This window comes from Acinetobacter sp. SFB, assembly GCF_001647545.1.
In the GTDB taxonomy this organism is placed as follows: domain Bacteria; phylum Pseudomonadota; class Gammaproteobacteria; order Pseudomonadales; family Moraxellaceae; genus Acinetobacter.
This window is the reverse complement of record NZ_LSZH01000012.1, coordinates 410,646-432,430: the sequence shown is the minus strand read 5'-3', so window position 1 is coordinate 432,430 and position 21,785 is coordinate 410,646. Positions and strand designations below refer to the sequence as shown.

Here is a 21,785-nt window from a genome sequence, read left to right as displayed (position 1 = left end):
ATCCCTTCCCGAACTCAGAAGTGAAACCTCTTTGCGCTGATGGTAGTGTGGGGTTACCCATGTGAGAGTAAGTCATCGCCAGCTCATTATTCCTGAAAACCCCCTCAAGAAATTGAGGGGGTTTTTTATGTTCAAAATAAAGTGCTGAAATTGCATGATCATATTACTGATCACTATGTTTATTTATATGGATTCTAGTATAGGAGAGTCCAATGAGCCGTATAAGCTTGTCTTATGACCGGAAAGCGCTAGATTTTCGGAAAGCCAATAAACTTGAAATTTCAGTCTTGGATCTTGCTTTATTTATGGGAGTCGAGTGGCTAAGCGAGCATGAAGATTATGAATTGCAAGCCGTAGATTCGATGGATATGAAAACTTCAAGCTAGTTACTCCCATCAAATGAAGTTTGAAAGAAAGGAAGGGCTTTTTTGCTCCTAAAAGTTATGGGGGTGTTTATTACACAAGAGATCTAATGAGTAGGCAGAATTACCTCCAATCTAATTTGATAGGAGGATTTCGATTAATTTATAAAGCATCTTTTAAGGTAGCGTGATGCTGTTTAACTTGTCGGGCATATTTTTCACCTTGTTTCTTCATCTTGAGATTAGAATTATAGCCTGTAGGTCCAACATTGTAATAAGCAAGCGCTTTAGGCCAACTCCCCGCTTTATTGTTGTAGGAGGCTAGAATATACGTTCCACAATTAATATTATGATATTCATCACTTAAATCACCTGGACATATCTGTTGCCAGTAACGCGGAATTACTTGAGTTAGCCCCACAGCCCCCGCCGGTGAAATAGCATAGTTTCTATAACTAGATTCTTGTCTAATCATAGCGGCTAATAGTAAGGGATCCACCGCATATTTTTCTGCACTTTGGATAATCATTGGAGATACACGATTCGCAGTATCTGGCGCAACAGCATATGCTTTTTGTATGCCCTTGGATAATTTAGCAGATCGTTTAGCCACTGAACCTCCACTGAAAGATGTACAGCCGGTAAAAGCTAGAACAGTTATGGCAATAGCTGTTGATTTAAATGTAAAAAAATGAATATCAGATAATTTTGAACGTAAATTATATAAATGGCACGTCATCAACAAGGTTAAAAACCAAAAGTAAATTTTATTGGAGTTATGCTAGTGGCCTGGGTAAAACGAGTCAATAGTCGATGTTTACTATTATTCAAATGATTTATGAAGCATTTTTATGAATTAATCAGTCAATAATTTAATATTTTCATCTTTAAACCAAGCGTCCCATTATATTAATGGGACGCTTGGTTTAAGCTTTTGTTAATTACTCAATTCTTGCACAATGGCTTGGTTAAAAGCTGAAATATCATCTGGGCTTCGCGATGTAATTAATGGCCAATTATTAGTATTGCAACGATGAACTTCTTCATCCACCCAGTTAGCTCCGGCATTTTCTAAATCTAGTTTTATACTCTTATAAGAAGTTAAATTTTTGTCTTTAATTCTTTCAGCATTAATTAATACCCACGGTCCGTGACAAATAGCAGCAATCGGTTTTGCATTATCTGTAAAGTGCTGAATAATTTTATGAGCATCTTCATTTAAACGTAAAGTGTCTGCATTAACTGTTCCTCCAGGGATGACCAAAATATCATAATCTTCTGGAGATACTTTAGATAAAGTTGTTTGCGGAGTATAAGCGGTTGCAGGTTCCTTATCACTCTTAACAGTTTGAACATCCTTTTGTTCTTCTGCGGCATGAATCACTTCAATACCTTTTGATTGTAAATATTCAGATGGTTTAATCAGCTCATCTTGTTCTACGCCCACATTGGAAGTAATAAATAAGGCTTTCTTAGTCATTTTAGTGATCCTGAATTACTTATTGAAAGATCAACATTAACAAGATGAACTAATCAAGCTGTACAGATTTTGGCTTATTCTTGTTAAGGTTTGAAAATTCTTGACAAAAATAAGCCCCATCATCGTGACGGGGCTTACTTATATTAGTTACAAGGAATAACTTCTGTTTTACCTTTATGCATCCTGCTTACATCGTTTATTGTTTTTATTATGGAAACATCCTGCTTCCTGATATTTTTATTTTAAGACTAATAATGGTTGTAGCATAGGCGTCAATAAATACTTTCCATGTAAGCAAATGCTCACATCAGATATTAATAAAATAAATGGATAGAACAAATTTTAATTTAAAAAAGTATTATTTTAGAGCGAAGAGAGGAGTTTAAAAATATGCAAAAATTACAATCTTTTTTCCATCCAAATTTCACATGCATGACTATGTCCAGTGTTACCTTTGGGATAATTTAAATACTCAAAACCCAATTTTTCATAAAGTTTAACTGCTTGCCAAAGTTCTTTGGTGGTTTCTAAATAACAAGATTGGAAACCATTCTGTAAAGTAAATTGAAAAGCTTTTTCCAGAATGTGCTTGGCAAATCCTAAGCCTCGAGCTTCAGGTAAAAAATACATTTTTTGAATTTCAAGAATCGAGGGATCACCTTTTAAAGGAGATAAACCACCGCCACCCAAAATTTTTCCCTGATCATTTTCAATCACCCAATATTGAGCATTAGGTTGATGATAAACTGTGTATAAATTATCTAAAATTGGATCAGCTACAGCAAAACCTGATTCAGGGGAAAGTCCAAATTCTTGGGAAACTTCGCGAATGATACGTGCAATTTCAGCATTATCTTGTGCTTGAATAGGTCTAACTTGATACATAAACTTAAATATAGAAATAAAAAAGAGATGGATTTTTATAACCTTATACTTAATAAAAATCTATCTCTTATGCGTTTTTTATGCAGAGAAAATGTATAAAACTTATTTTAATTCACTTGAGCTCTTGCCCAATTCACGACGGGCTATAATCAGTTGCTGTATTTGTTGAGTGCCTTCAAAAATATCAAGGATTTTCGAGTCACGCGCCCATTTTTCCAATAATTCCTCTTCGTTATACCCCACACTTGCAGCAAGTTCCACGCATTTTAAGGTGATCTCATTACACATTTTTCCAGCTTTTGCTTTAGAAATGGAAGCTTCACGTGAATTGGGCTTTTTATTATCTGCCATCCAAGCTGCTTTCATGGTCAGTAAGCGGGCAGCTTCCCATTCTGCTTCCATCCGATAAATTTGTGCTGCAATATAAGAAGTTTGCAAATAAGGAGTAGCGTAATTTTCATCTAATTGATCTTTAAAAATTTGCTTAATTCTTTCTAAAGAGGCTTTTGCACAACCGACCGCCATTGCAGCAACTAAAGGACGAGTATTGTCAAAAGTTTCCATGACGCCTGCGAAGCCTTTGGCAACATCAATTTCAGCATGACCCAGCAAATTTTCTGCAGGCACCCGGCAGTTAATAAAGCTGATGGCAGCCGTGCCGGATGCTTTGATCCCCAATTTAAGCTCCAGACGTTCTACTTTCATGCCGGCTGTTCCTTTTGGAACGACAAAGGACTTAATGGCGGCACGTCCAAGTTTTTTATTCAAAGTTGCCCAGACTACAACCGAGTCTGCGCGCTCGCCAGAAGTTACGAAAATCTTTTCGCCATTTAAGATGTAATCGTTACCCTCTTTTGTGGCTGTAGTACGAATGGCAGCAGAGTCTGATCCGCAGCTGGGTTCAGTAATCGCCATTGCCGCCCATGTTCCTTTAAATCGATCCAGTTGCTCCTCATTTGCAACCGCTGCAATGGCAGAATTTCCTAAACCCTGACGTGGCATGCTCAGCAATAATCCCGTATCGCCATAGCACATCTCTATCACTCCAAGTACCGTAGACATATTGACGCCATTTTTATTTCCGACCTCAGTGTTGCCACGTTTTCCGACAGCTGCTCCGGCATTAATGCCTTCTCCACCCTCATTCATGCCATCAATGAGTGAGGAAAACATGTCGAGTTCCTTGGGATAGCTGTGTTCGGCTTTGTCATATTTACGTGAAATAGGGCGTAATACATTTAAAGCTGATTCATGAGCTTGATCGATCAACATTTTAAATTTTTTAGGATTTTGTAAATTCATCTGTATTAATTCCTTATTTTACAGATTAAGCATGTAAGCCTGAATGTAAGATCGCTGTAGCACGTAAATCACGATACCAACGCTCAACCGGATGTTCCTTGGTAAATCCGTGACCACCCAGAATTTGCACACCATCGGTGCCAATTTTCATCGATTTCTCGGCGCAAAGTAGACGCGCTAGATAGGCTTCACGATGAAAAGGCTGGCCTGCCTCAGCCAGACTGGCAGCATTTAGAATCAACATACGCATGGCATCAATTTCAATCGCCATGTCTGCAATCATGAAAGCCACACTCTGGCGGTGTGAAATAGGTTCGCCAAAAGCTGTACGTTCATTGGCATATTGAATGCAGTAAGCTTTTACTGTTTCACAGGTTCCCACAGCCATCGCACACCACATTAAATTGCCTAAATCTAAAAAAGTAGAATAATTAAAGTCATCATCACCTAATAATTCAGCAGGGCTATGATTGAAGTGTAAGGTTACAGTTTCAGCAGCTTTTAGGCCCATTGCTGAACTTTTTTTTGCAGTAATACTGCTGTCACGTTTTACGATGAACACTTCGGGTGAGCCATTCAGTTCAGCATTTACCAGAAATAGATCGGCAGTTTCCCCCAATAAAACTAAAGTTTTTTCTCCATGAAGGGTGTATTTCCCATCCATTGAATTCGCCTTGGTTTTTAGCTCGAAAGGATTGAATGCAGCGGTTGCTTCTTGTACCGCAAATGTCGCGTGAATATCTGGATCATTTGCAAAACCAGGCAAATAGGTGGACTGAATTGTTTCCGAACCCCAGTGGGTGATTGCATTTATCACACTAAATGTTGAAAGTAAGCCTGCGGTTAAACTGAAATCCCCTTTGGCTAAATGTTCAGCGATTAATATGTTACTGAGAATATTTTTTTCAGTTGCTACTCCACCCAGAGATTCGGGAAGTGCGTAGTTGTTTAGTCCCAAGTCTGTTGCATGTTGCCAGAGTGCCACGGGAAACTTTTCATCTTGGTCAGCTTGAGTTGCCAATGGATAAAGCACTTCTGATGCAAAATGATCCATCACATCGCAGGTCATTTGTTGTTCTTCGGTCAGGCTTAAGTCAAATAATGATTTGTGTTGATTCGATAAACGTTGTTTGCTGACATGTGAATCTGCTTGAAATACCTTTTGGGTTTTACTTAATGTTTTAAAGCCGATTTTTGACCCCTGATATAAAGATTTTTCAATAAATTTACGTAGTTTGAATTGATCAAGAACCTCGCTACCGGCAATTTTAGTGATCAGTGATAGCCCAAATCCTTGTGCTTTATTTACCATATTGGTCATGGTTATTGTCCATCATTTTTCGATTCTTTATATTTTTATGCTGACATGGGACGATGGAAATAACTATGTCGTGACTGACAATTTAAATTGACTTGGATGAACGGTCTAAAATGAATTCTTAATTTATTAAATAATTGAATAATATTTATTTTTAATCATTATAAAAGCGGGTCAGAAAGTAAAGATTGACTAGAATGACAATAATGTCATCCTAGTCAGCAATGATTATAAAAATTTTGTGACCATTTGGCGCACGTTGGTTTTTGCATCGATCACGGTCATAAAGGTATATGCGCCAATGAATTTACGGCTAATAAACATAAATTCTTTCGGTGGGACACTGAAATAACGCGATGCCATCGATTTTGAGGCACGTTGCATTACGCGACTATGCAATTGGCTTTTTTTCCAATCGTAGCGTTGCTGCTCATCCATAACACCTTCAGGCAAGTCAGGATTATTTGCTGTTGTACTAAACGCTTCTGTGGCGAGTAAAAACACTTTTGCCATATCAGGCTTGATGTTTTGCGGAATTGAATCAAAGAATTCATAGCCGGTCATGGCACGAACCATTTCATCACTATCGTGATGATAACCGGCCTGGATTAAATTGCGTGCAACACTCAGCAAGTGTTCATCAAATTGACGAATCGCTCCAAAATCTAACAGGACAATTTTATCTTGGCTGTCTTCACTATTGCCTAAACGCACCAAATAATTACCAAAATTTGGATCGGTCTGCATTTCACCCCATTCAAATATTTCACGTACAGCAATCTCGAGTGAAGCTTCACCGATTTGATTGCGACGTTCTTGAGGTAGAGAGAGCATGACAGGGCTATTGATCGGTACACCGCGTTCAAAAGTCATGCACAGAATTTGATCGGTACAATATTCATCAACAATTTGAGGAACGATATAGCGCGGATCATCTTTTAAACGCTCGGCAAAACGACGTGTTGTTGCAGCTTCAATACCATAATCCACTTCACGATGCATCATTTCGCGAACTTCATCAAACCATTGATCAAATTCACGTGTTTGCGGCACCATACGGGTTAATTTGAGCATATTTCTAAATAGACTCATATCCGAATCAATGGCAGCGGCTACACCTGGATATTGAATTTTAAGGACAATTTCCAAACCATCTGATTTGCGCGTAGCACGATGGACTTGCGCTAAAGATGCAGTGCCGAGTGGTTCATGATCAATAGTTAAATCATTGAGTTTGGTACCCAATTGTTGTTCTAAATGTTCTTTAATTGCGGGCCATGCAAGAGCGATGGTTTGATTATTTAAAGTATTCAGCGCTTGAGTAATTTCTTCAGGTAAAAAATGTTCACCATATAGCGCCATCATTTGCCCAATCTTAACGATAGAACCTTTCAGTTTTCCAATTTCTGAAACAAGATAATTAGCCTGTTCTTTCATGGCTTTTTTACGTTTCTTGTCTTTATCAGCTTCATTGGAAAACATGGTAGTCGCGCTAGAGGCAGCCCAACGTGTTCCTGCTAGTAATGAAGCTTTAGCGATAGATAAGCGTCGATCCATAGAGGAAGTTTTGAGTTGTTTAAGCTTATCGTTCTGATCTGACATTAAACAAAATCCTTTAATCAGCAAGTCGCAGAATAGTTTATTGTAGCGGATATTACCGCGTATTCACGTATTAAAAAAGTTCAACCTGTGGTACAGCACCTTAATATGCTTAATATTTAATTTATTTATCAATAAAAAGCGTGAGTCTTGTAGGAGGTGGGTGTTTTTCACCTGTGTAAGATCAATTGGTCACACCACTTTATTGGACTTTAAGGGAATTTGATCACATAAAATGATCATTTATGGGTATAAATATTTACATACGGAACTGAATTTTAATGTCGCTTTTTTGCTTCAATACGGTTTTATTATCGTGAATATGTTTAAAAATCATGGCTTGAACGCTGTCATGTTGAAAGCCTAAAGCATAACCTTTTACAATAATAATGCTGGGTAGGCTAAAGAACAGATATTTGGCATCATCTTCTGATGGAGATGTATAGATATCATGTTCAATCAAGGTTTGCTGAAAGAACTGTTTCTCGCTTTCAACTTGGACTGAATCTGTGTCATTCCAATAGTTTTGGCGCATTGCCATTAAATTATTGTGTTTGTAGCTCATAACAATAAATATTCAGAAAAAGAATAGAAACTATATAAGGGCATTTGGCGCAGATTCAATGTGTAATGGTAAGGAAGTTTTTTATCGGCTACGGGCTTAAACTGCCGTGTTATAGGAATTTATACATGATTGTTGTAATATCCCTGAATAAACAAAACAATAGTATTTAAAATTGAGTCATTTAAGACAGGGGAATAGTATGCGATTTTTGTTGCCAGTGATTTTTAGTGCGGCTGCTCTGGGTTCAAGCTCGGTTTTAGCACAGGGATATTCCGACCAATATAACAAATGTCTAAACACCTCTTATGGTCAAACTGCCACAGTCAAAAATTGTGTGGATAAGGAGTTAAAAACGCAGGGAAAACTTTTAAACAAATACTTTAAAAATTATTTAAAAAATAGTGGCGATAGTCAAAGCAGTGTGAAGCAACAACATCAACTCTGGGAAAGCCGTCTTAATCAACAATGCTATTACAATGTGATCTCTGCATCGATAGAGCTTCGACAAGCAAAATGCGTATTAGAAATGACAATGGAGCGAGCTTACTATTATCAAACCAAGCAATTAGCCTATAGATAATTGTTTTGAAGCTGATTGAAACATTATAAAAAACCGCTAAAACAAGGTATCATAAGGCGCTTTAAAAAATTTGACCTTGGAGACGCCTTAAGTGGATCAACTGACTATTAGCCCTGAACATTTACAGGAAGCCGCTGAAAACCTAACCACCATTCGTGATTTTATCCGTTTTGGTGTTTCAGCTCTACGTCAATACGATGCACATTTAGGTCAAGGTACTGAGGACTTTTTTGCAGAAAGCTCGGCTTTAGTATTGCAAACATTGGCCTTGGACTGGAGCGCTAATCCGGAAATTCTAGATGCGAAATTACTGCCAAGTGAAAAAGCTGAATTTATCAGTTTACTTGAGCGTCGTATCAATGAAAAAGTGCCCACTTCATATTTGTTGAATCTTGCATATTTCTGCGATAAACCTTATTACGTAGATGAACGTGTGCTTATTCCGCGTTCGCCAATTGCAGAGTTGATTAATCAACGTTTTGCACCGTACTGCCTAGATGAAAACGGCTTAGTGCGTGAAGCTTTAAACAATCTTCCTGAAAATCCAAATCCTAAAATGCCACGCCGTATTTTAGACATGTGTACCGGTTCGGGCTGTATTGCAATTGCCTTGGCTTATGCGTTCCCAGAATCTGAAGTGGATGCGACCGATATTTCGAAAGAAGCTTTAGAAGTTGCGTCGATTAACGCTGAACATCACAATATGCAATATCAGGTTGCATTGTTGGAATCAGATTTATTTGCAAAAATTCCTGCTGAAAATCAATATGATTTAATCGTGTCGAATCCTCCCTATGTCGATGCAGAAGATATGGCGGATTTGCCGGCAGAGTTTTTACATGAACCAGAACTAGCACTTGCTGCCGGTCAAGATGGTTTGGATCTGGTGCGTAAAATGCTGGCGCAAGCTGCAGATTACTTGACTGAAGATGGCTTGATTGTCATTGAAGTGGGTAATTCTGAATGGGCAATGAAACAGAACTTTAATACTGTTGATTTCCATTGGTTAACTTTCCAAAAAGGTGGTTCGGGTGTTTTTGCTTTAACAGCAGAGCAATGCCGTAAATACCGTGATTTATTTGTACAATCTGTTCAAGCATAAGGAGTTGAGAACATGGCAGGTAATAGTATTGGACAACTGTTCCGTGTAACGACTTGTGGTGAATCTCATGGCGTTGGCCTGATGGCAATTGTCGATGGTGTGCCGCCTGGAATCGAACTGACTGAAGCAGATTTACAAAAAGATTTAGACCGCCGCAAACCGGGCACCTCTAAATTCGCTACACAGCGTAAAGAACCGGATGAAGTCGAAATTATTTCTGGTTTATTTGAAGGTAAAACCACAGGTACATCGATTGGTTTATTGATTCGTAATACAGATCAAAAATCGAAAGATTATGGCAATATTGCACAAACTTTCCGTCCGGGTCACGCCGATTATACCTATACCCAAAAGTATGGTTTCCGTGATTATCGTGGTGGTGGTCGCTCAAGCGCACGTGAAACTGCAATGCGTGTGGCGGCGGGTGCAATTGCGAAGAAATATCTGGCAGAAAAGTTCGGTATTAACATTCGTGGTCATGTAACACAAATTGGTACAGAAAAAGCCAATACACTGGACTGGAATGAAGTACCAAATAATCCATTTTTCTGTGGCGATGCGGATGCAGTTCCACGTTTTGAAGCTCTAGTGACTTCACTGCGTGAACAGGGTACCAGTTGTGGTGCAAAGCTTGAAATTCTGGCTGAGAATGTTCCAGTGGGTTGGGGTGAGCCGGTATTTGATCGTCTAGATGCTGATATTGCACATGCCATGATGAGCATCAATGCGGTTAAAGGTGTTGAAATTGGTGATGGCTTTGGCGTTGCTGAACAGTTTGGTCATGAATCGCGGGATGAATTGACCACAGAGGGTTTTCTGGCCAATCATGCCGGTGGGATTCTCGGTGGTATTTCGAGTGGTCAAACCATTCGTGTTGCAATTGCACTGAAACCCACTGCCAGTATTACCACGCCGGGTAAAACCATTAATATCGACCGAGAAGATACGGATGTGTTGACCAAAGGTCGTCATGACCCTTGTGTCGGCGTTCGTGCGACACCCATTGCGGAAGCCATGTTTGCGATAGTATTGATGGATCATTTCATGCGTCATCGGGCACAAAATGCTGATGTGGTTATGCCGTTTGCACCTATTTAAACCTAAGTAACTCGTTAAGGCGACGAACTGTAATGATAAAAAAACCAGACTTTAAGTCTGGTTTTTTTATGGATAGAATTTTGTTGGATAATACTTTGTGGTAGTTTTATTTCAATTCAAATATTTAGAAAAATAATGCATCAATTACAATATAGACGAGCAAGTACAGATGATATTGACCATTTAGTACTTTTACTTAATCAGGCATATCGCACGCATACGGGTTCTAGTTGGACCAGTGAGCAGGATATTGTCGCGGGAGATCGAATCAATCAACAGCAGTTATTGAATATTTTGGAGCAACAGAATTTTTACTTAGCTGTTGCTGAAATTATTGAAGATTTCAAATTTGAGATGGTTGCATGTATAGGTTTAACTTTTCAGCAAAATAGCATTGAAATAGGCACTTTTTGTGTAGCTTCAGATTGGCAAAATCAGGGTATTGGAAAACAGATTTTAGAATATGCGGAAAAAAAGGCGTTAGAAATTTTTCCAGCATTTAACCATTATGAAATGTTCGTACTCGATGCCAGAACTGAACTGATTCAATACTATGAACGATGTGGATATGTTAAAACCCAGCATACAGTGGCCTATCCCATTCATGCAAATGTAGGGCAGCCGTTGATCGATCTGCGATTACAACATATGTCTAAGTTGGTGCTAAAAGCAATATAGATTAAATGTTCAAAACAGTATATCTCATCAGTAAATAGCCTAAGTTAAAAAATAAAATCAAATTGGTTTTAATTTTAAGTGATTGAAAAAAATATTTATTTTTATTGTAATAACACTGTTTAACAAATAATTGAATTTAATGCTCGCGAATGGTACAAAATTTGCTCATATTAATATAAGCAATTATTGCAGGAGAGATGTTCTTCTGTGAACACGCCGAAGGAGCAACGACCCCGGAAACTCTCAGGCAAAAGGACTGTAATAATTTCAAAAATCTGGAGAGAAGCATATAAAACCTATGCTCACCGAAGGGGATGGTCAGCGTTAAGATTTTAACGTCATGATCGAAGCTCTCAGGTATCAATGACAGATGGGGCTCATAAGAAATGTATACACATTTCCAAGGAGAGTCGTATGTGTCATATCGTTGTGATTGGAGCAGGCATTACTGGCGTGACCTCTGCTTATGAATTGGCAAAATTGGGCTATAAAGTTACTGTGATGGATAAACATTTGTATCCTGCCATGGAAACCTCATTTGCCAATGGTGGACAGCTTTCTGCTTGTAATGCAGAAGTCTGGAATCAAAAAGCCACGGTACTGAAAGGTATCAAGTGGATGTCGAATAAAAATGCACCGTTGTTAATCAATCCTTCATTTGACTTGCATAAATATGGCTGGTTAATGGAGTTTCTTGGCAATATTAAAAATTATGAAGCCAACACTCGCGATACTGTGAAAATGGCGCTATTGGCCCGTGAACGTTTATTTGCTGTGGCTGAACAGGAAAATATTCAGTTTGATTTGGAAAAGCGAGGAATTCTGCATTTTTACCATAGCAAACTGGATTACGACGTGGCGACTCGGGTGAATACTTTGCTGATTAATGGTGGTCTAGAGCGAATTGCCATTACCCCCAGCGAAATTAAAAGCATAGAGCCAAGTCTGAAGGGTGAATATTATGGCGGTTTTTACTGTCCCGGAGATGCCACAGGCGATATTCATAAATTTACCAAAGGGCTTGCCGAAGCATCTGAAAAATATGGTGTGAAATATATATTCGGTATGGAAGTGAGTGATGTCAAACATCATGCCAAAGGGATCACTGTGCTTTACCGTGCCAGTAATGAAAATATGCTGTTAGATGTAGCGCTAGTTGAATCACTGGAAGCGGATGCTGTAGTGGTATGTGGAGGGGTGGGAAGTTATCACTTGGCAAATTTACTGGGCGATCGAGTCAATATATATCCAGTCAAGGGTTATTCAATTACGCTAGATTTAAATAATGAAGACAGCATCAAGAATGCTCCATGGGTCAGCCTACTGGATGAAAGTTCGAAAATCGTAACTTCAAGGTTAGGTGCAGATCGATTACGCGTTGCAGGAACGGCAGAATTTAATGGTTATAACCGCGATATTCGCGCAGACAGAATCCAGCCCTTGGTCGATTGGGTGAATAAAAATTTTGATATCAGTACGGAAAATGCAGTGCCTTGGGCAGGTTTACGGCCGATGATGCCGAATATGATGCCAATTGTTCGACGCGGGAAACGTGAGCGGGTTTTTTATAATACAGGGCATGGTCATTTGGGCTGGACATTATCCGCAGCGACTGCAGTGATGATTAGTCAGCAAGTTGCTTCACAACATCCGGTTTAATTACATAGAAACTAAAAAGTGCAACGTGATATGTTGCATTTTTTTGCCAGTCTTATATATGATTATCAAAAGATTTTCGTGAAATGTAAGATCATGAGTAAAGTTTGTCCAGTAATTCTTCGGGAAAAAAATCATATATTGGAAGTTTTACTTTTCAAACATCCGACAGCGGGTATTCAACTTGTAAAAGGTACAATTGAGAAATCAGAACCCATCTTTCAGGCCGCTATACGTGAATTGTATGAAGAATCGGGGATCGTTGTGGAAGAGCAACATTGTTATGATTGGGGGTCACACCAAATAAGCAATCAAACGTGGTACTTTATTTTTTGTGATACCTCAAATCAAAATTTAAAGGATCAGTGGAGTTATGAAACATTAGACGATTATGGGCATCGTTTTGAGTTTTTCTGGCAAAATATTAATGCATATAACATTCCAGATTTACCTTTCAAATATGTACAAGCTCTGGATTTGATCAAGAAAAAAATGAATCTGTATGTTAAGCAATAAAAAATTAGCTAACAGTCAATTTCCAAAACCACTGAATGTATTCAAAAATTAATCATAAATCCGATAGACACCCACAAAACGCTCACAACCTTTCTGTTCAGTTTTCACCGACAAAATTGCTTTATTAAAATCGAACTGATATTTGCAATCATGTTCGTTATCCATGATTTCACTTTTCTTATCGGGTGTTGTATAAGCCAAGAAAGGAATAGTTTGTGTTTCTAGTTTATTGTTTGGATTTCGGTAGGCGATGCCTTCAATTTTAATTTTATCTTTGGTAAGTTGATGAACCTGTAAATGTATGGGTTGACTGGCAATATGGCCATTTTCAAATTTTAAATAATGATTGGTTAAACTCTGATTTAACGAGGTATAAAAATTCAGGTCATCAATACGCAATTCAAATTGTTGCTTATAACAATCCAGACTTTTACATTGCTGTAAACGCTTAAACCATAAAGTCTGGGTATCTTCCAATAAGTGAACCGGGGCATCACTGACCAAAAAAGCCGTTATATAATGATTGCTTAATTTCTCTCGCGATTCGGCAAAATTTTCAGCACAAATCTGTTTCATTGACGAGGTGTTCAGGCGAGAACAGTCGATTTTTTGAGCATGAGCCACAGTTGAGCACAAACAGCCAATACTGAATAATGTGCCTAATATTTTAATGAGATTAATTTCGGTATTCACCAGCATCATCGCTTATAATTTCACTATGTTGCGCTGCTGTAACTATAGCGAAATAGAAAGCGTGAATACAACATTTCAATCATTTATTTCTTAAGGATGCTTAAAGTGGTCGCACAAATTCGAATTGGTCAGGGAATGGATGTACACGCCTTTGAAGAAGGTGATTTTGTAACTTTAGCAGGGATTAAAATTCCCCATACCCAAGGCTTAAAGGCACATTCGGATGGCGATGTAGTATTGCACGCGCTATGTGATGCTTTGTTGGGTGCTTTGGCTTTAGGCGACATCGGACAGCATTTTCCCGATACCGATGCGAAATTTAAGGGAGCGGACAGCCGGGTATTGCTTAAGCATGTTTATCAGTTAATTTTGGATCGTGGTTACGTGTTAAATAATGCCGATATTATAGTGGCGTGTGAGCGTCCAAAACTGGCAAAACATAATCTGGAAATGCGTCAAAGTATTGCAGATGTTCTGGATGTGCATGTCACACAAATTAGCGTTAAAGCCACAACCACAGAAAAATTAGGCTTTACCGGACGTGAAGAAGGAATTTTATCAACTGCAATAGTTTTGATTTCACATCAGCCAAAATGATCGGGATGGATCAGCGACTGTTGTAATTCTTTGGTGGCTTTACGACCTTGCAGTTGTAAGGCTACTGCATGGATGAGACCGGTCCAGGTTTCATTTGGTTCCCAAATGCTATGCATGAGTTCCTGCGCCATAGGCATGTCCATATCCATATAGTATTGACGATATAAGTACATCAAACTACTGACATGATAGTTTTTGCTGCAATGCACCCAGACCATTCGTTCTTGCACTAAATGCGCCAGCATGTCTAGTGCCAGTAAACATTGGTCATCAGACGGTGTTTCTGCAGAAATCGGCAGTTGAATATAATTCAAGCCTAAATTTAGACAAATTTTATCTTCATGATCTAAATGCTGCTCTGCATCAGATAATCCCAGATTCACAATCGTGGTTACGCCATATTCTTTAATCAGTTTCAACTGTTCAGCAGTGGGTTGAGCTGAGGTGAATAGGTGCTCGTGAATAAACTGGAAATTCTCGATATGGCTTAATACATTTTCAATTTCATTCATAAGATAAAACTTTTCCTAAGGTTAAAGTAGAAACGCCATCAATCAAGATGGCGTTTTAAATCTCTTAGCGATTTGATAAAACGTCTTTAAGTGCTTCATGCATATCGAGTAGGGCTTTTTCAGTGGTTTCCCAATCGATACAGCCATCAGTCACTGATTTGCCGTATTCAAGATCATCCAAATTGTTAGGAATATCTTGACGACCGCCTTTAAGATGACTTTCAACCATCAAACCTACAATGGATTTGTTACCATCCAGAATTTGTTCTGTGATGTTTTTCAATACCAGCGGTTGTAAGTACGGGTCTTTGTTTGAGTTGGCATGACTGGCATCAATCATGATTTTGTTGCTCACTTTGGCTTTCGCTAAAGCATTTTCCGCTTCTGCAACAGAACCTGCATCATAGTTTGGTTTGCCATTACCACCACGAAGTACCACATGTCCATATGGATTACCGCTGGTACGAATCACAGAAACCTGACCTTGATCATTCAGACCGAGGAAGCTATGACCGTGTTTAACCGATTGCATGGCATTGGTAGCTACGGTTAATCCGCCATCAGTACCATTTTTGAAACCAACAGGTGAAGATAAACCTGAAGACATTTCACGATGCGTCTGGCTTTCGGTAGTACGTGCACCAATCGCTGACCATGAAATTAAATCTTGGTAATACTGTGGTGAGTTAGGATCAAGTGCTTCAGTGGCACACGGTAATCCTTTTTCATTTAATTCAACCAAAAGTTGACGACCAATACGAAGACCTTTTTCAATGTTGAAAGAGTCATTCATGTCAGGGTCATTGATTAAACCTTTCCAGCCTACCGTGGTACGCGGTTTTTCAAAATAAACGCGCATCACGATATACAGGGTGTCTTTAACTTTTTCGCTTAAAACCTTTAGACGATTTGCATATTCATGTGCAGCAACCGTATCGTGAATTGAGCAAGGGCCAATCACCACAAATAGACGTTTGTCTTTACCATCTAGGATATTGCGAATGGTTTCACGACCTTTCAGAACTGTTTGATAGGCATGCTCAGTCAAAGGTAACTCTTTTTTTAATTCAGCAGGAGTTACAAGAGGCTGAATGCTTTGTACATTCACGTTGTCGATGTCTGATTGGGTAATAGGATTTGACTGTAGTGTATTCATTGCCGTCACTGGTTTGATCATACAAAAGTTTTTTTAGTAGCCCGAATATAACACGATTTAACCAGTGAGTTGCTATACTAAACACCAATAAAACCGTGAAAAAAACAGATTAATCGAATAGATAGTTTAACCGTGGTTTAAATTTTCAACAGTTGAAATCATGGCAGTTGCAGGTTTTTCAACAGGTTTTGCTTTTACCGGATGAAGTATGAAATTCATGCCTAATGCAAAGAGGGTAATCCCGAGAATCTTACGGATAATTTTTTCTGGCAGGCGGGAGCTGATTAAAGTTCCAACCACAATGGCAGGAATTGAACCGACTAACAACCATCCAAGTAAATGTAAATCTACATTACCCGAGCTCATGTGTCCAAGACCTGCGACTAAAGTCAAAAGCACGGCATGGACCACATCGGAACCAATAATACGGATCATCGGTAAATTCGGAAACATCAACACCAGTGCCATAATGCCGAATGCACCTGCACCGACTGAAGAAAGAGTGACAAACACACCCAGGACAATACCCATAATCACAATATATGCACGTTTGTCTTTCGCCCTAAAGTTGACCTTTTCTAAATCCTGCGACATATCCAGAGCTTCATCTTTACGGAACTTGTTAAAGAAGCGTTCAATGTGACCGCGGAACATGATTGACACACCGGTTAAGGTCAACATAAAGCCCAATACCATGGTCAAAACAGCTTTGTAGCTACTTGATTGACTCAGGTAATTGTCTAAAACCCAATGTGTTGCAAGCGAGGCCGGAATACTTCCCACTGCAAGCCAGATCACAATTGGCCAGACAATATTCATTTTTTTTGCATGCACTAAAGATCCGCAGAATTTAGAAATTGCGGCATAGAGTAAGTCTGTTCCAATAGCAATGTGAGGCTCGATTCTAAACAGGCTAATCAGGATGGGGGTCATTAATGAACCACCGCCAACACCCGTAATTCCGACACAGAAACCGACCAAAACACCTGCTAAAATAAATTCGAGTGGACCAAACATGGTTATATGCCAAATATCAAAAAACGTGCATATGTTATGACTTTTTCATATAAGTCGTTGTCTTGATTATTGATTTGCTTATTCTAAAAAAAGAAATAGAAAATGGCGTTGATTAGGCACGATTGAAGCTTCATTTCTGATGAGAAAAAATAGCTTTGCACCACTATCATGATTAATCTGAAAGATCAGCTATGTTAAACTTTAAAAAATTTGAGGATAAACACTTGCAAAATCGGAAGCTTAAAATCGGTATCGTGGTTGGAGAGGTGTCTGGAGATACGCTTGGCGCTAAACTCATCCGTAGTTTTCGTGAGCAAGGAATTGATGCCGAATTTGAAGGCATCGGTGGGCCGCAAATGATTGCAGAAGGCTTCAAAAGCTATTATCCGATGGATATTTTATCGGTCATGGGCATTGTTGAAGTCTTAAAAGATATTAAAAAGCTCTTCGCAGTCCGTGATGGCTTGGTGGAGACATGGACTAAAGATCCGGTCGATGTGTTTGTCGGTATTGATGCGCCAGACTTTAATCTACGTTTATCTAAAAGCTTAAAACAGCATAATTTACCGATTAAAACCGTGCAATATGTCAGTCCTTCAGTTTGGGCATGGCGTCAAGGACGGGTACATGGCATTAAAGCCAGCATAGATCTGGTGCTGTGTTTATTTCCATTTGAAAAAGCTTTTTATAAACAATTCGATGTTCCTGCTGCGTTTGTCGGTCATCCATTGGCAAGTCAACTGCCGCTCACAAATCCACTGATTGAAGCCAAGCAAGAACTCGGCTTGAATGTTGAACATAAACATATCGCACTTTTACCGGGGAGCCGCCGGGGTGAAATTGAAAGACTGGGACCGTTGGTACTGGATGCAGCCCAAATAATTAGTCATAAGCACCCTGAATATGTGTTTCTGATTCCTGCGATTAATGATGCACGCAAGCAGCAGATTGAAGCATTGCTACAACACTATCCTGCTGATTTTGTCGCTAAAGTTTGCTTGATGGAAAATACAGATACGGAATCAAAAATTGGTCGTCAGGTCATGAATGCCTCAAATATTGTGGCCTTGGCATCAGGTACGGCTACTTTAGAAGCAATGCTGGTACACCGTCCGATGGTGACATTTTATAAATTGAATTGGCTGACGTATGTGGTGATCAAATTCCTGATTAAAATTCCTTATTATTCTTTACCGAATATTATTGCAGGTAAAAAAATCATTCGGGAATTGATTCAAAGTGATGCAACGCCGGAAAATTTGGCGGCTGAAATTGAAAAACTGATGAATGTTGAAACTGCACAAATTCAGGCCATGCAGCACATTACCATGCACAAGAAATTGCTTGCAGGAAATAGCGAAGATCCTGTTCAAGCGATTTTGAATATCTTAAATCCTGTCAATAAAACAAATTCGGAATAATTTACTGAAATTGTTGCCGATACTGACTAGGGGTTAAATCAAACAGTCGTTTAAAGGTTTGGCTAAAAGCCGTTTCTGAAGAATAACCTACACGATGGGCAATTTGTTGAATCGACAATTGCCCTTCGCGTAAATGCTGTGATGCCAAACGGAAACGATATTGCTGTAAATAGGCCAACGGTGTTTCACCCACAATATTGCTAAATAAAGGGGCAAATTTCGAGCGCGACATACAGCATTGTTCAGCCAGACTTTCAACCGTCCAGGCCTGTTCCGGTTTACCGTGAATCGCAGCCAGAGCATTCGCCAGTTCGGTATGCGCCAATGCCCTGAGCCAGTTATTGGAATCCTGTAATTGCGCAATGTAGTCACGGACACATTCAATAAATAGAATACTGACCAGATGATCGAGAATTTTGTCGCGACCCGGCCGAATTTGATAAGCCTCCACTGCCAAAAAATGTAAGCCAATTTGCAGCCATTCCGGTGCTGTACTACCCGTTATATGATGAATATGAATATAGGGTGGCAGGGCATTCAATAGAGGACGTGCCATAATCGTATCAATATGACAACGAATGGCTAAAATGAGTGCAGGCTCACCGCTTGTACTTCCGAACTCGATGGTTTCTTGTCTTTTCTGATCAAAAAGTTCGGTGATATTCAAGGTTTCAACTAAGTTGCTTTTATGACTGCTGTGGCAAGAATGATTTTGTCCAGAGGGAATTAGAACCAGATCACCTGTTTCAACATGTAGTTGAGTATGAGAATTAAGCTGAATCGTCATCTGGCCCATCAGAACCACATAACCAATCATGGCATCTTGTTCCTGATACAAATAGGCCCAGTCACCTTGCGGTTTTAAATAAATATATTCAGATTTATTAAGATGAATATCATCAAAAATTTTACTTAAAGCATCCATGTCTTATCGTTCTGTCATCATCTAATAAAAATTATCAAAAACCTTGATTTACTCAAGTATGTGTTTTTAGGTCAAATATTGGCTATACAAGCCAAGGACGTTTGCATAGCTTTTTTGGACGTTTAAAACTGTTCTTGATGGCCCGTTTCTAGAAATATAACGTTAGAACAAAAAATAGGGAAGAACGCCAGCATGAATGCACCATTAAATTTAAATCAAACCACAATTCAAACCCTTCCAGCTGCTTCAGGTTTAGCGCTGGATAAAAAACGCTATTGGTGGTTATTAAGCCCAGGTTTACCTGTGATTGGCATGGGTATTTTGGCGGGCTATCAGTTTGGTCCGAAAGCGACGAAAAAAATATTTGCGCTGGGTGGTCCCTTATTACTGCACGTGATTATTCCCAGTATCGATTCAATTGTAGGCAAGGACAATAACAACCCGAATGATGAGCAAGTTAAATCGCTAGTGAATGATCCCTATTACGACCGTATTGTGAAATTGTTTATTCCTTTACAAATGGCAGCCAACGTATTTGCAGGCTATGTGGTGAGCCGTAAACAAACTTCTTTGCTCGATCAGATTCTGTTAGGAATTTCCATGGGCGCAATTAATGGTATTGGGGTGAATACTGCTCATGAATTGTCGCATCGTCCGAATAAAGAAGATCACTATCTTTCTCATGCCACGTTAATGCCATTGTTTTATAACCATTTCCGTATTGAGCATCCTTATGGACATCATAAACGTGCTGCAACGCCTGAAGATCCGGCATCTTCTAAAATGGGGGAAACCTTCTATGAGTTTTGGCCAAGAACGGTATTTGGCGGTCTTAAATCAGCGGTTGAAATTGAAAAAAACCGTTTAAAGCGCAAAGGGCTATCTTTCTTTAGTAAGGAAAATGAACTGTTTCAAGGCTGGGCGATGAGTGCGGGTTTTCATGCCACCATGTTGAAATTATTTGGTAAAGAGGTCATTCCGTATTTGGCGACACAGGCTTTTTATGGAGTGAGCTTATTTGAGGTGATTAACTACATTGAACATTATGGGTTAATGCGCGATAAAAAATCTGATGGTTCTTATGCGCGTACCATGCCGGAGCATAGCTGGAATAATAATAACATCACCACCAATTTGTTTTTGTACCAGTTACAGCGTCATTCAGATCATCATGCCTATCCTACACGTCCATTTCAGGCGCTACGTAACTTTGATGAAGCACCTGAATTGCCAAGTGGTTATGCAACCATGTTATTGCCGGCTTTAATTCCATCGCTATGGTTTAAAATGATGGATCAACGTGTATTTGATCATTACGAGGGCGATTTAAATAAAGCCAATATTCATCCGAAACGCCGTGCGAAAATATTCAAGACATTTGGCGTAGTTGATCGTTTATTGAATAGAGAATAATAAAGTAGAGCGCTGAACAAGTAATTTATTTGATAGAAAGCTTTAGTTAATAAACTGTTAAAAAGCCTAGCTGATGAAAGCTAGGCTTTTTGAGCATAAGTTATATTATAATTTTATATTATTTCATCTTTGCAACGAGTTGTTCTGCCATTTGTAAATGCTTGGCAACTGCAGTACGAGTTTGCATAAGCATATTTTTTAATTCAGAATTTTTGGCGTTTGGTATCAATTGCTTATCAATGGTCATTAAAACTTTACGATGTACTTCAACTTGAGTCATCATATAGTCTTTATCAGTTGTTGATGAATGAGTGAGTTTATTGACCATCTTATCACTATCATTTTGCAATGATGTACTGAGGTTGCTCACTTGTGGAGTTAACTTTAAACGACTTGCTAAGGCTTGGCCTTTTTTCTCATTCGCTGAATGTGCATTAATCATTAACTGAGCATACTTACGGGTTTGATCCATTTTTAACTTTGGCAACGCCGTTTTTGACTGCTTAATCTCACCATTATTTGCCGTGCTTAACACCTTAATCACTTGACTGTCAGTTAAATTTTCCTGATTGTCATGCATCATTTTGGGTGGATTCTTGCTGTCGTGGGTAGGTTGCTGATCCATTGCCGCCATAGTTTGAAATGCAGTAAAACTCAATACACTACTAACTGCAATACAGTTGAACATCTTCTTCATTGGAATAGTTTTCATAGGGGCATCCTTTAAAGTTTCTATTATTTAATTTGCCTTTATAAGATAGGTTGAGGACACTGAGAACAGTGTATCTTTTGCGTAGATTTCTTGGATAGATATATAAATCGGTTATTAATTAAGTAAAGATAAGGGGCTATTGGTTTATTTAAGGTCAGCACAAAAAAAGGAAAAGCAGGGCCGCATAGTGCACTATCT

At 39.0% G+C, this 21,785-nt stretch carries 23 protein-coding genes, 1 rRNA gene and 1 riboswitch; of the genes, 11 read left to right on the top strand and 13 right to left on the bottom strand.

Translation table 11 applies throughout. The annotated features are described in order from the left end of the window. Positions 1-84, top strand: a 5S ribosomal RNA gene (gene rrf / locus AY606_RS09355); the annotation flags it as partial. Positions 85-212: 128 nt separating this feature from the next. Continuing rightward, positions 213-386, top strand: a complete 174-nt coding sequence (locus AY606_RS16115; protein ID WP_155858153.1) for a DUF4256 domain-containing protein — start codon at positions 213-215, stop codon at positions 384-386. A gap of 139 nt (positions 387-525) precedes the next feature. On the opposite strand, the gene AY606_RS09350 is transcribed toward AY606_RS16115, so the two are convergent. From AY606_RS09350 to AY606_RS09320, 7 genes are all read right to left on the bottom strand, one after another. Next, complete coding sequence (locus AY606_RS09350; RefSeq protein WP_081408384.1) at positions 526-1,101, bottom strand: lytic transglycosylase domain-containing protein; 576 nt, start codon at positions 1,099-1,101, stop codon at positions 526-528. Between the two features lie 198 nt (positions 1,102-1,299). Then, positions 1,300-1,842, bottom strand: a complete 543-nt coding sequence (locus tag AY606_RS09345; RefSeq protein ID WP_067867406.1) for a type 1 glutamine amidotransferase domain-containing protein — start codon at positions 1,840-1,842, stop codon at positions 1,300-1,302. Positions 1,843-2,241: 399 nt separating this feature from the next. Beyond that, positions 2,242-2,727, bottom strand: coding sequence for a GNAT family N-acetyltransferase (locus AY606_RS09340; RefSeq protein ID WP_067867403.1), 486 nt, complete (start codon positions 2,725-2,727; stop codon positions 2,242-2,244). A 102-nt stretch (positions 2,728-2,829) separates the two neighbouring features. Then, the gene (locus AY606_RS09335; RefSeq protein ID WP_067867400.1) at positions 2,830-4,029 is read right to left on the bottom strand and encodes an acyl-CoA dehydrogenase family protein; all 1,200 of its coding nucleotides are present in this window, start codon (positions 4,027-4,029) and stop codon (positions 2,830-2,832) included. Positions 4,030-4,054: 25 nt separating this feature from the next. Next, entirely contained in the window at positions 4,055-5,350 is a 1,296-nt protein-coding gene (locus tag AY606_RS09330) for an acyl-CoA dehydrogenase family protein (RefSeq protein ID WP_067867397.1), read from the bottom strand. A gap of 225 nt (positions 5,351-5,575) precedes the next feature. After that, on the bottom strand, positions 5,576-6,949 hold the full coding sequence (locus AY606_RS09325; RefSeq protein WP_067867395.1) for an ABC1 kinase family protein: 1,374 nt from the start codon (positions 6,947-6,949) through the stop codon (positions 5,576-5,578). 256 nt (positions 6,950-7,205) lie between these two features. Further along, positions 7,206-7,511, bottom strand: a complete 306-nt coding sequence (locus AY606_RS09320; protein ID WP_067867392.1) for a hypothetical protein — start codon at positions 7,509-7,511, stop codon at positions 7,206-7,208. A 199-nt stretch (positions 7,512-7,710) separates the two neighbouring features. On the opposite strand from AY606_RS09320, the gene AY606_RS09315 reads away from it, so the two are divergent. From AY606_RS09315 to AY606_RS09290, 6 genes are all read left to right on the top strand, one after another. Beyond that, a complete protein-coding gene (locus AY606_RS09315; RefSeq protein WP_067867389.1) occupies positions 7,711-8,091 on the top strand; it encodes a lysozyme inhibitor LprI family protein in 381 nt (126 codons plus the stop codon). Between the two features lie 91 nt (positions 8,092-8,182). Beyond that, positions 8,183-9,193, top strand: a complete 1,011-nt coding sequence (gene prmB / locus AY606_RS09310; RefSeq protein ID WP_067867386.1) for a 50S ribosomal protein L3 N(5)-glutamine methyltransferase — start codon at positions 8,183-8,185, stop codon at positions 9,191-9,193. Between the two features lie 12 nt (positions 9,194-9,205). Beyond that, on the top strand, positions 9,206-10,291 hold the full coding sequence (aroC, locus tag AY606_RS09305; RefSeq protein WP_067867383.1) for a chorismate synthase: 1,086 nt from the start codon (positions 9,206-9,208) through the stop codon (positions 10,289-10,291). Positions 10,292-10,426: 135 nt separating this feature from the next. After that, positions 10,427-10,969: a GNAT family N-acetyltransferase gene (locus tag AY606_RS09300; RefSeq protein WP_067867380.1), complete on the top strand. Its 543-nt coding sequence runs from the start codon at positions 10,427-10,429 to the stop codon at positions 10,967-10,969. A gap of 179 nt (positions 10,970-11,148) precedes the next feature. Further along, a riboswitch (glycine riboswitch) is annotated at positions 11,149-11,238 on the top strand. A gap of 145 nt (positions 11,239-11,383) precedes the next feature. Beyond that, the gene (locus AY606_RS09295; protein ID WP_067867376.1) at positions 11,384-12,628 is read left to right on the top strand and encodes a D-amino acid dehydrogenase; all 1,245 of its coding nucleotides are present in this window, start codon (positions 11,384-11,386) and stop codon (positions 12,626-12,628) included. An 18-nt stretch (positions 12,629-12,646) separates the two neighbouring features. Continuing rightward, on the top strand, positions 12,647-13,141 hold the full coding sequence (locus AY606_RS09290) for an NUDIX domain-containing protein (protein WP_081408383.1): 495 nt from the start codon (positions 12,647-12,649) through the stop codon (positions 13,139-13,141). 48 nt (positions 13,142-13,189) lie between these two features. Here the strand turns inward: AY606_RS09290 and AY606_RS09285 are convergent, their stop codons facing one another. Next, the gene (locus AY606_RS09285) at positions 13,190-13,840 is read right to left on the bottom strand and encodes an A1S_1983 family putative colistin resistance protein (protein WP_067867454.1); all 651 of its coding nucleotides are present in this window, start codon (positions 13,838-13,840) and stop codon (positions 13,190-13,192) included. A gap of 99 nt (positions 13,841-13,939) precedes the next feature. Between AY606_RS09285 and ispF the strand changes: the two genes are divergently transcribed. After that, a complete protein-coding gene (gene ispF, locus AY606_RS09280) occupies positions 13,940-14,431 on the top strand; it encodes a 2-C-methyl-D-erythritol 2,4-cyclodiphosphate synthase (RefSeq protein WP_067867373.1) in 492 nt (163 codons plus the stop codon). Here ispF and AY606_RS09275 read toward each other — a convergent pair. From AY606_RS09275 to AY606_RS09265, 3 genes are all read right to left on the bottom strand, one after another. Beyond that, positions 14,419-14,943: a protein tyrosine phosphatase family protein gene (locus tag AY606_RS09275; protein WP_067867370.1), complete on the bottom strand. Its 525-nt coding sequence runs from the start codon at positions 14,941-14,943 to the stop codon at positions 14,419-14,421. The two genes, ispF and AY606_RS09275, sit on opposite strands and share 13 nt — an antisense overlap. Before the next feature lie 64 nt (positions 14,944-15,007). Beyond that, complete coding sequence (locus AY606_RS09270) at positions 15,008-16,099, bottom strand: 3-deoxy-7-phosphoheptulonate synthase (protein WP_067867452.1); 1,092 nt, start codon at positions 16,097-16,099, stop codon at positions 15,008-15,010. Positions 16,100-16,225: 126 nt separating this feature from the next. Beyond that, complete coding sequence (locus tag AY606_RS09265) at positions 16,226-17,116, bottom strand: sulfite exporter TauE/SafE family protein (RefSeq protein WP_067867367.1); 891 nt, start codon at positions 17,114-17,116, stop codon at positions 16,226-16,228. 224 nt (positions 17,117-17,340) lie between these two features. On the opposite strand from AY606_RS09265, the gene lpxB reads away from it, so the two are divergent. After that, entirely contained in the window at positions 17,341-18,537 is a 1,197-nt protein-coding gene (gene lpxB / locus AY606_RS09260; protein WP_067867449.1) for a lipid-A-disaccharide synthase, read from the top strand. A gap of 1 nt (position 18,538) precedes the next feature. Here the strand turns inward: lpxB and AY606_RS09255 are convergent, their stop codons facing one another. Continuing rightward, positions 18,539-19,462 (bottom strand): AraC family transcriptional regulator, encoded by a 924-nt coding sequence (locus AY606_RS09255; RefSeq protein WP_067867364.1) that lies wholly within the window; start codon positions 19,460-19,462, stop codon positions 18,539-18,541. Positions 19,463-19,654: 192 nt separating this feature from the next. Here AY606_RS09255 and AY606_RS09250 point away from each other — a divergent pair, with 192 nt between their 5' ends. Then, complete coding sequence (locus AY606_RS09250; protein WP_067867362.1) at positions 19,655-20,875, top strand: alkane 1-monooxygenase; 1,221 nt, start codon at positions 19,655-19,657, stop codon at positions 20,873-20,875. 118 nt (positions 20,876-20,993) lie between these two features. On the opposite strand, the gene AY606_RS09245 is transcribed toward AY606_RS09250, so the two are convergent. Further along, positions 20,994-21,587: a DUF4142 domain-containing protein gene (locus tag AY606_RS09245; RefSeq protein ID WP_067867359.1), complete on the bottom strand. Its 594-nt coding sequence runs from the start codon at positions 21,585-21,587 to the stop codon at positions 20,994-20,996. Positions 21,588-21,785: the final 198 nt, after the last annotated feature.

Coding starts and splice junctions, on each gene's coding strand:
- AY606_RS09275 (WP_067867370.1), bottom strand. CDS start 14,943: ATGAATGAAATTGAAAATGTATTAAGCCATATCGAGAATTTCCAGTTT.
- AY606_RS09325 (WP_067867395.1), bottom strand. CDS start 6,949: ATGTCAGATCAGAACGATAAGCTTAAACAACTCAAAACTTCCTCTATG.
- AY606_RS09285 (WP_067867454.1), bottom strand. CDS start 13,840: ATGCTGGTGAATACCGAAATTAATCTCATTAAAATATTAGGCACATTA.
- AY606_RS09245 (WP_067867359.1), bottom strand. CDS start 21,587: ATGAAAACTATTCCAATGAAGAAGATGTTCAACTGTATTGCAGTTAGT.
- AY606_RS09330 (WP_067867397.1), bottom strand. CDS start 5,350: ATGACCAATATGGTAAATAAAGCACAAGGATTTGGGCTATCACTGATC.
- AY606_RS09315 (WP_067867389.1), top strand. CDS start 7,711: ATGCGATTTTTGTTGCCAGTGATTTTTAGTGCGGCTGCTCTGGGTTCA.
- AY606_RS09300 (WP_067867380.1), top strand. CDS start 10,427: ATGCATCAATTACAATATAGACGAGCAAGTACAGATGATATTGACCAT.
- AY606_RS16115 (WP_155858153.1), top strand. CDS start 213: ATGAGCCGTATAAGCTTGTCTTATGACCGGAAAGCGCTAGATTTTCGG.
- AY606_RS09335 (WP_067867400.1), bottom strand. CDS start 4,029: ATGAATTTACAAAATCCTAAAAAATTTAAAATGTTGATCGATCAAGCT.
- AY606_RS09340 (WP_067867403.1), bottom strand. CDS start 2,727: ATGTATCAAGTTAGACCTATTCAAGCACAAGATAATGCTGAAATTGCA.
- AY606_RS09345 (WP_067867406.1), bottom strand. CDS start 1,842: ATGACTAAGAAAGCCTTATTTATTACTTCCAATGTGGGCGTAGAACAA.
- AY606_RS09350 (WP_081408384.1), bottom strand. CDS start 1,101: ATGACGTGCCATTTATATAATTTACGTTCAAAATTATCTGATATTCAT.
- aroC (WP_067867383.1), top strand. CDS start 9,206: ATGGCAGGTAATAGTATTGGACAACTGTTCCGTGTAACGACTTGTGGT.
- AY606_RS09295 (WP_067867376.1), top strand. CDS start 11,384: ATGTGTCATATCGTTGTGATTGGAGCAGGCATTACTGGCGTGACCTCT.
- AY606_RS09320 (WP_067867392.1), bottom strand. CDS start 7,511: ATGAGCTACAAACACAATAATTTAATGGCAATGCGCCAAAACTATTGG.
- AY606_RS09255 (WP_067867364.1), bottom strand. CDS start 19,462: ATGGATGCTTTAAGTAAAATTTTTGATGATATTCATCTTAATAAATCT.
- AY606_RS09265 (WP_067867367.1), bottom strand. CDS start 17,116: ATGTTTGGTCCACTCGAATTTATTTTAGCAGGTGTTTTGGTCGGTTTC.
- AY606_RS09250 (WP_067867362.1), top strand. CDS start 19,655: ATGAATGCACCATTAAATTTAAATCAAACCACAATTCAAACCCTTCCA.
- AY606_RS09270 (WP_067867452.1), bottom strand. CDS start 16,099: ATGAATACACTACAGTCAAATCCTATTACCCAATCAGACATCGACAAC.